Source organism: Streptomyces sparsus (assembly GCF_054776295.1).
This window is the reverse complement of record NZ_BAAHCA010000218.1, coordinates 1-6,328: the sequence shown is the minus strand read 5'-3', so window position 1 is coordinate 6,328 and position 6,328 is coordinate 1. Positions and strand designations below refer to the sequence as shown.

Genomic DNA, 6,328 nt, shown 5'->3' with positions numbered 1-6,328 from the left:
GGGCGCGGTGGCCGGAGCGGCTCGGCGGTCAGGGCGGTTCGGCGGCCGGCGCCCCGGCCGTCAGGACGCTTCGGCGGTGTTGATGGCTGCCAGGGAGCGACGGACCTGGTTGCGGTCCGCGGTGTACCAGAAGTCCGGCATCGAGGAGCGCAGGAAGCTGCCGTACCGGGCTCTCGCCAGCCGCGGGTCGAGCACCGCCACCACTCCCCTGTCCCCGGTGGCGCGCACCAGCCGACCCGCGCCCTGCGCCATCAGCAGTGCGGCGTGGGTGGCGGCCACCGCCATGAAGCCGTTGCCGCCCGCCTCCTCGACCGCCTTCTGCCGGGCGCTCATCAGTGGGTCGTCGGGGCGGGGGAACGGCACCCGGTCCATCACGACCAGCTGGCAGTTCGGGCCCGGCACGTCCACCCCCTGCCAGAGGCTGAGCGTGCCGAAGAGGCAGGTGCCGGGATCCGCCGCGAACCTGCGGATCAGCTCACCGAGCGTCTCCTCGCCCTGGAGCAGGATCGGGTGGTCCACCCGCCCGCGCAGTTCCTCGGCCGCGTTCTGCGCGGCGCGCATCGAGGAGAACAGGCCCAGCGTGCGGCCACCGGCGGCCTCGACCAGCTCGGTCAGTTCGTCGAGCATGTCGCTCCGGCCGCCTTCCCGCCCCGGCGGGGCGAGGTGCTGGGCGACGTAGAGAATGCCCTGCTTGCGGTAGTCGAAGGGCGAACCGACGTCCAGCCCCTTCCACTTGGGCATGTCGTCCTGCTGCTCGCCCTCCGGGGCCAGCCCCAGTGAGGCGCCGACCCCGTTGAAGTCGCCGCCGAGCCGCAGAGTGGCCGAGGTCAGCACCACCGAACGGTCGGTGAAGAGCTTCTCGCGGAGCAGCCCGGAGACCGACAGCGGCGCCACCCGCAGCGAGGCGCCGTACCGGTCGTGCCGCTCGTACCAGACGACGTCGTACTCGGAGCCCTCCAGCAGTCGTTCGGCGACGGTGTGCACCGACTCGATCGAGGCGACGGCCTGCTTGCGCACCGCGTCCTCGTCCTGGACGGACTTGTCACGGGTGTTGCCCAGCGCCGTGAGGCACGCACGGGCGGCGTCCCGCAGGGCCGTCAACGCGTAACCCAGCTCCTCGGGGATCTCCTCCAGGCGGCCCGGCAGAGCCAGCTCCATCAGCCGTTCGAACGTCTCGGAAGCGGTCAGGAGCTGGTCGGCCGCCTTCTCGTCGATCAGCTTGGCGGCCCGGCGGACCGCCCGGTTCACGCCGCCGGGTGTCAGCTCGCCGGTGGCCACGCCCGTGACCCGCGAGACCAGTTCGTGGGCCTCGTCGACGATCAGCACCTCGTGGCTCGGCAGCACCGGGGCGCCCTCGATGGCGTCGATCGCCAGCAGGGCGTGGTTGGTGACGATGACGTCGGCCAGTTTCGCGCGCTCCCGGGCCGCCTCGGCGAAGCACTCGGCGCCGTAGGCGCACTTCGTCGCGCCGAGGCACTCCCGGGAGGACACCGACACCTGGGCCCACGCACGGTCGGAGACACCCGGGGTGAGGTCGTCGCGGTCGCCCGTCTCGGTGTCGTCGGACCAGTCCCGTAGTCGCAGCAGGTCCTTGCCGAGCTTGCTGGAGGCGCCGCCGGAGAACGCCGAGGAGGCGCGGGCCGCCTCGAACTGGTCGAAGAGGCCCTCTTCCTCTTCCTGCGGCACACCCTCGTGCAGGCGGTGCAGACACAGGTAGTTCGACCGGCCCTTGAGCATCGCGTACTCGGCACGCCGGCGCAGCAGCGGTTGCAGCGCCTCGACCGTGCGGGGGAGGTCCCGTTCGACGAGCTGCCGCTGGAGGGCCAGGGTCGCGGTGGCGACCACCACCCGCTCGCCCTGGGCCAGGGCGGGGACGAGGTATCCGAGGGACTTGCCGGTGCCGGTGCCGGCCTGGATCAGCAGATGGCTGCCGTCCTCGACGGCCTCGGCGACGGCCTCGGCCATCGCGACCTGGCCCGCCCGCTCGGTGCCGCCGACGGCGGCCACGGCGGCGTGCAGAAGTTCGGGGAGATCGGGCCTGCCGGCTGGAGCGCTCATAGGGCTGCCACTTTACGGGGTGGCACCGACACCGGGGGCTGGGTCGCCCCGGCGCCCGCCGGAGCCCAGGTGCCCGGCGGAGCCCCGGCGCGGCGGGCGGTGTGGGCGGTCACGGGGAGTGCAGCGGGTTGGGCACGGTGCCGTCGACGACCGCGTGCGGGCGTTCGGCCCGGTCGCGGTACCCGTCGGCGTGCAACCGGTTGCGGTTCAGGCAGAGCCGGTCGATGCGCGGCGTCAGCAGGTCGAACAGCGCGAAGCGGTCCGCGAGCTCGGGGAAGCGCCGCTGGTGGTCGAGAACGGTCTGCCGCGTCATCGCCCAGAACTCGGCTTCGGGCACACCGAGCCGGCTCTCGCAGAGCGGCGCCAGGTAGCGGAAGACACCGACGAAGAGGCCGGCGTGGATGAACTGGGTGAGGAACGCGGGCGGCTCGGTCAGCAGCACGTCCCGCACGTCGGCGGGCAGGTCCGCCAGCTCGGGCAGCGGCTCCGCGCTGAGGTTCACGTCGTCGACGAAGTCCTTCACCGCGAGGCGCACCGGCACGTCCCGCTCGTCGAAGACCACCACGGCGTTCTCCCCGTGCGGTGAGAAGACGGTGCCGTAGCGGTAGAGGAAGTGCAGCAGCGGGGGCAGCAGGGCGGCGAGCAGGTGCCGCAGCCAGTCCCGCGGCGGCAGCCCGGAGCGGTGGACGAGTTCGGCGACGAAGGACCGCCCGTCGGCGCCGGTGTGGAGCAGGGCGGCGAGCGTCCGGGCCCGCTCACCCGGCGCCAGGTAGCGGGAGACGGGCTCGCGCCAGATGCAGCCGAGCAGCTCGCGGTACTGGTAGGGCACCTCGGGCAGGTTGTCGTAGAGGGGGTGCTCCACGGTCACCGACGCGGTCTCGCCGAGCAGGACCACCCCGGTCTCCGCCAGGAACGGGTCGGCGTCGCGCAGGGCGTGTATCCAGCGGGTGACGGCCGGCGCGGCGAGCGTGCGCTCGGTGGGCAGCCCCCGCCAGACCAGGGTGTTGAGGATGGACAGCGGCAGTTTCACCGTCCGCAGGTGGGGGCGGCTGACGTTGAGAAACGTCCTGATCGACTGCTGCGGCAGCCGCTCGTCCTCGTCGGGCGGCAGCGGCAGCACGTCCCCTGCGGCGAGCTGCGCCGCGAACAGCGGCGCGATGGTCTCGTCCCACTGCCAGGGGTGCACGGGCAGCCAGAGGTACTCGGCCGGGTCGCGTCCGTGGTCGGTGACGGCCCGGGCGAAGCGGGCCCGGGTGCCGGCGGTCAGCTCCTCGTCGTAGAGCAGTTCGGGGGTGGCCAGCGCCGGAACGCCGCGGTAGCGGGCCAGCCGCCGGTGCACGGCCAGCCAGGGCAGCCGGGCGGGGGTGCGGGCTTCGGGGGCCCAGCGGTCGGTGTCGCTGCTGGAGAACCCGATGCGGCCCTTGTTGGCGACCAGCCACGGGTGCCCGCTCTGGTGCCCCTCCAGCTCGGCGTAGCCGAGGTCGGCCAGCTGCGCCGCGCTGTGCGCGGTGGCGGCGAGCCTGGTGTCGGCGCGCAGGGTCGCGGTGAGTTCGCGCAGCAGGTGGCCGGTGGTGTCGCCGGTCAGTCGCAGCAGCGAGGTGTGCGCGTGGGCCACGAACTCCAGCGGGTCGCCGGACGGAGTGAGTGATTCCGGATCGACGCGCCAGTGCCCGTAGGCGCCGCGGGCGGCGCGGAACCGGTAGACCGGGCCGCCCGGCACGGGCAGCCGGTAGCCCCGCACGGCCCAGTCGCCAGGACCGTCGGGCTCGGGGGTGACGATGCCCTCGTAGGCGAACTCGGCGAGCATCTTGGCGAGCAGTCGGCGCGCGGCACGCCGCCACTCGTCGGACGGAACGGAGACGTCGCCGGTGGGCTCGGAGACGTCGATGGTGGGCGGGGGGACGTCGCCGGTGGGCTCGGGGACATCGCCGGTGGGAAGGGACTCGTCGCCGGAGGGGACGGACACGCGAGGTGGACGGGACAAGCGGGTCTCCTGAGGTCGAGGGCGTCGGCTGCGGTCGGCCGGGGACGGACCGAGTGCTGGGCCGGCTTCACAGGACGTGGCGCAGCAACCGGTCCCGGGTCAGCAGTGCGGCCCGTTTGTCGGGCAGGTCGACTTCGGCGCTGAGCCGGAAGCCGGCGGCGAGAAAGGCGGCGACGGACGGCACGTTGGCCAGGTCGGGTTCGGCGACGACCCGTCCGCACCGGGGCCGGTGGTCCAGGACCAGATCGGCCACGGCGCGCAGCAGGGCGGTGCCCAGGCCCCTGCCGCGCTGCGCGGAGGGGCCGATCAGCACGTGCACACCGGTGTCGTGCGGGCGGGCCGGGTAGTAGCGGGCGAGGGGGTCGAGGTCGGCCCGGTAGATCTCCCAGTAGCTCATCGGTGTGCCGTCGAGCACGCCGAGGCAGGGCACGCTGCGTCCGTCGCCGTCGAGTTGGGGACGCAGGTGGGCTTCGGTGACGCGCTCGTCGCCGGCCAGGTGCCAGAACCGGGCGACGGCCGGGTCGTTCATCCATCCGGTGAGCAGCGTGAGGTCCCGTTCACGGCGGACGGGCACGAGTTGCAGCAGCCCGGCGGCGCAGCGCACCGCGGGCCAGCGGGTGATGTCGCCCAGCAGGTCCGGTGTCGGTGGCCCGTTGCCGGTCCGGGCGGCCCGGTCCTGCTCCTGCTGCTCGATCAGGGCGACCAGTTCCGGTGGCAGGTCGATCTCGACCGTCTTGTCGTCGCTGCCGGTGTCCGTTTCGGGGTCGGTGGACGGGATGGCGATGCCTCCTTGTGCGGGGAAGGCCCGATGCGGGGAAGGCCCGGTCGTCAGCCGGCTGCCAGCGGGTTGGGCACGCTGACGTAGACGGACTGGGTGTCCACCGGGCCGACGAGTTCGTCCATGCCGTGCAGCCGGGTGAGCAGGTTCGCCTTGCAGCGCAGAGTGGGTGATTCCAGCAGCAGCGCGGGCAGCGGCGAGCGGGGGGTGCCGTCCGCCGTGGCCGCCTGACCCGCCAGGAAGCGGCGCAGCGCGGCCAGCAGCAGGCGTTCGTCGGCGAGGTGCTGGGAGCCGAACGCGCCGATCAGGCCCAGTACGTTGTTGATGCCGAGGTAGTAGGCGAAGCGCTCGTCGGTCACCGGGTCACTGACGAAGCTGTCGCCGGCCTCCCCCACGCCGGGCAGCAGTTTCTGGAGGGCGCCGCGTCGGGACTCGCGGAAGTAGAAGCCCTGGTTGTCCCGGTACCGGCCGCCGTCGGGCCAGCCGTGGGCGTCCAGCGAGACGAGGGTGTTCTGCTGGTGTGCCTCCAGGGCGATGCCCGCTTCCGCGTCCAGCCACAGGACGGGGCGGACGACCGTGTCGAGGTAGCGCAGGAACCACTCGGCCGACACCGCGCCGACGCTGCGGCCGGTGCGGGCGGACAGGGCGTGCACGAGTCGGGCGAGGCGGGAGCGCAGCCGGGTGGGGGGTTCGCCGGGCCAGGGGCGTGGTGAGGTGAGGGCGGCGACGCACAGCACGTCGTTGCCGGCGGTGAAGGGGTTGTGCCGGATGACGGTGTCCAGGCCGGGCAGTGGCCGGCCGTCCGGACGGTTGACGCCCAGCCAGGCCGGGTCGCGCACGATGTCGAAGCCGGTGCCGCCCGGGAACGCGGACCGCCAGCGGTCGCCGAGGCCGGTGCGCAGCAGCCGGTGGACCTCGACGCCGCGGTGGGCCTCCTTGCGCAGGTTCTCCCGGCGGGAGTTGGTGATGCGCACGCCCAGTGACAGCTTGAGCATGGCGGGCGAGCCGGGTCGGTGCACGGTGCGGATGGACGAGGTCGGATGCCACGGCTCACCGTGCGGGCCGAGGTCGTGCAGCAGTCCGGCTGCCAGGAGTTCCGCGACGGCCGGGCGGCCTCGGAGTTCGCGGGCCTGCCACGGGTGCAGCGGCAGCGGCACCGCGCCGTCCGGCACCGCCGGCCCGGGTCCGGCCAGTCGCCGGGCGAGCTGCTCGGCGGTGACGGGCCGGCCGCGTTCGGTCCAGGCGGAGTCGGCCGCCAGGACGGAGCGGTCCACGGCGAACCAGTGCAGCGGGTACGAGCCGTGCGACTCGGGTGAGTAGCGGAGCGTCTCGGCGTCGGTGAGGCCTTCGCGGCTCTTGGGTGTGGGGTGCAGCGGGTGTCCGAGCAGCAGCGACTGCTCGGACGCCAGGTAGGGGTCGGCGCCGGGCGGCGGGCCGGGAGGTCCGCGGCGTGCGGCGAGGAAGACGGTGGTGCGGCGCACGGAGTCGGCGACGCGGGCGACGAGTTC

The 6,328-nt window shown here is 73.6% G+C and carries 4 protein-coding genes; all 4 read right to left on the bottom strand.

Translation table 11 applies throughout. The annotated features are described in order from the left end of the window. Positions 1 to 60: 60 nt before the first annotated feature. Positions 61 to 2,058 carry an ATP-dependent DNA helicase gene (locus ACYVE9_RS12595; protein WP_461027891.1) on the bottom strand — a complete coding sequence of 666 codons (1,998 nt, stop codon included), beginning with the start codon at positions 2,056 to 2,058 and terminating at the stop codon, positions 61 to 63. A gap of 109 nt (positions 2,059 to 2,167) precedes the next feature. Beyond that, positions 2,168 to 3,946, bottom strand: a complete 1,779-nt coding sequence (locus ACYVE9_RS12590) for an IucA/IucC family protein (RefSeq protein WP_461027893.1) — start codon at positions 3,944 to 3,946, stop codon at positions 2,168 to 2,170. Between the two features lie 163 nt (positions 3,947 to 4,109). Further along, a complete protein-coding gene (locus ACYVE9_RS12585; RefSeq protein WP_461027892.1) occupies positions 4,110 to 4,874 on the bottom strand; it encodes a GNAT family N-acetyltransferase in 765 nt (254 codons plus the stop codon). Next, positions 4,871 to 6,328: IucA/IucC family protein (locus ACYVE9_RS12580; protein ID WP_461027890.1), on the bottom strand; the 1,458-nt coding region annotated here is incomplete at its 5' end. The genes ACYVE9_RS12580 and ACYVE9_RS12585, both read right to left, overlap by 4 nt.

Excerpts from the sequence above, each read along its gene's own strand:
- ACYVE9_RS12595 (WP_461027891.1), bottom strand. The coding sequence starts at position 2,058 with ATGAGCGCTCCAGCCGGCAGGCCCGATCTCCCCGAACTTCTGCACGCC.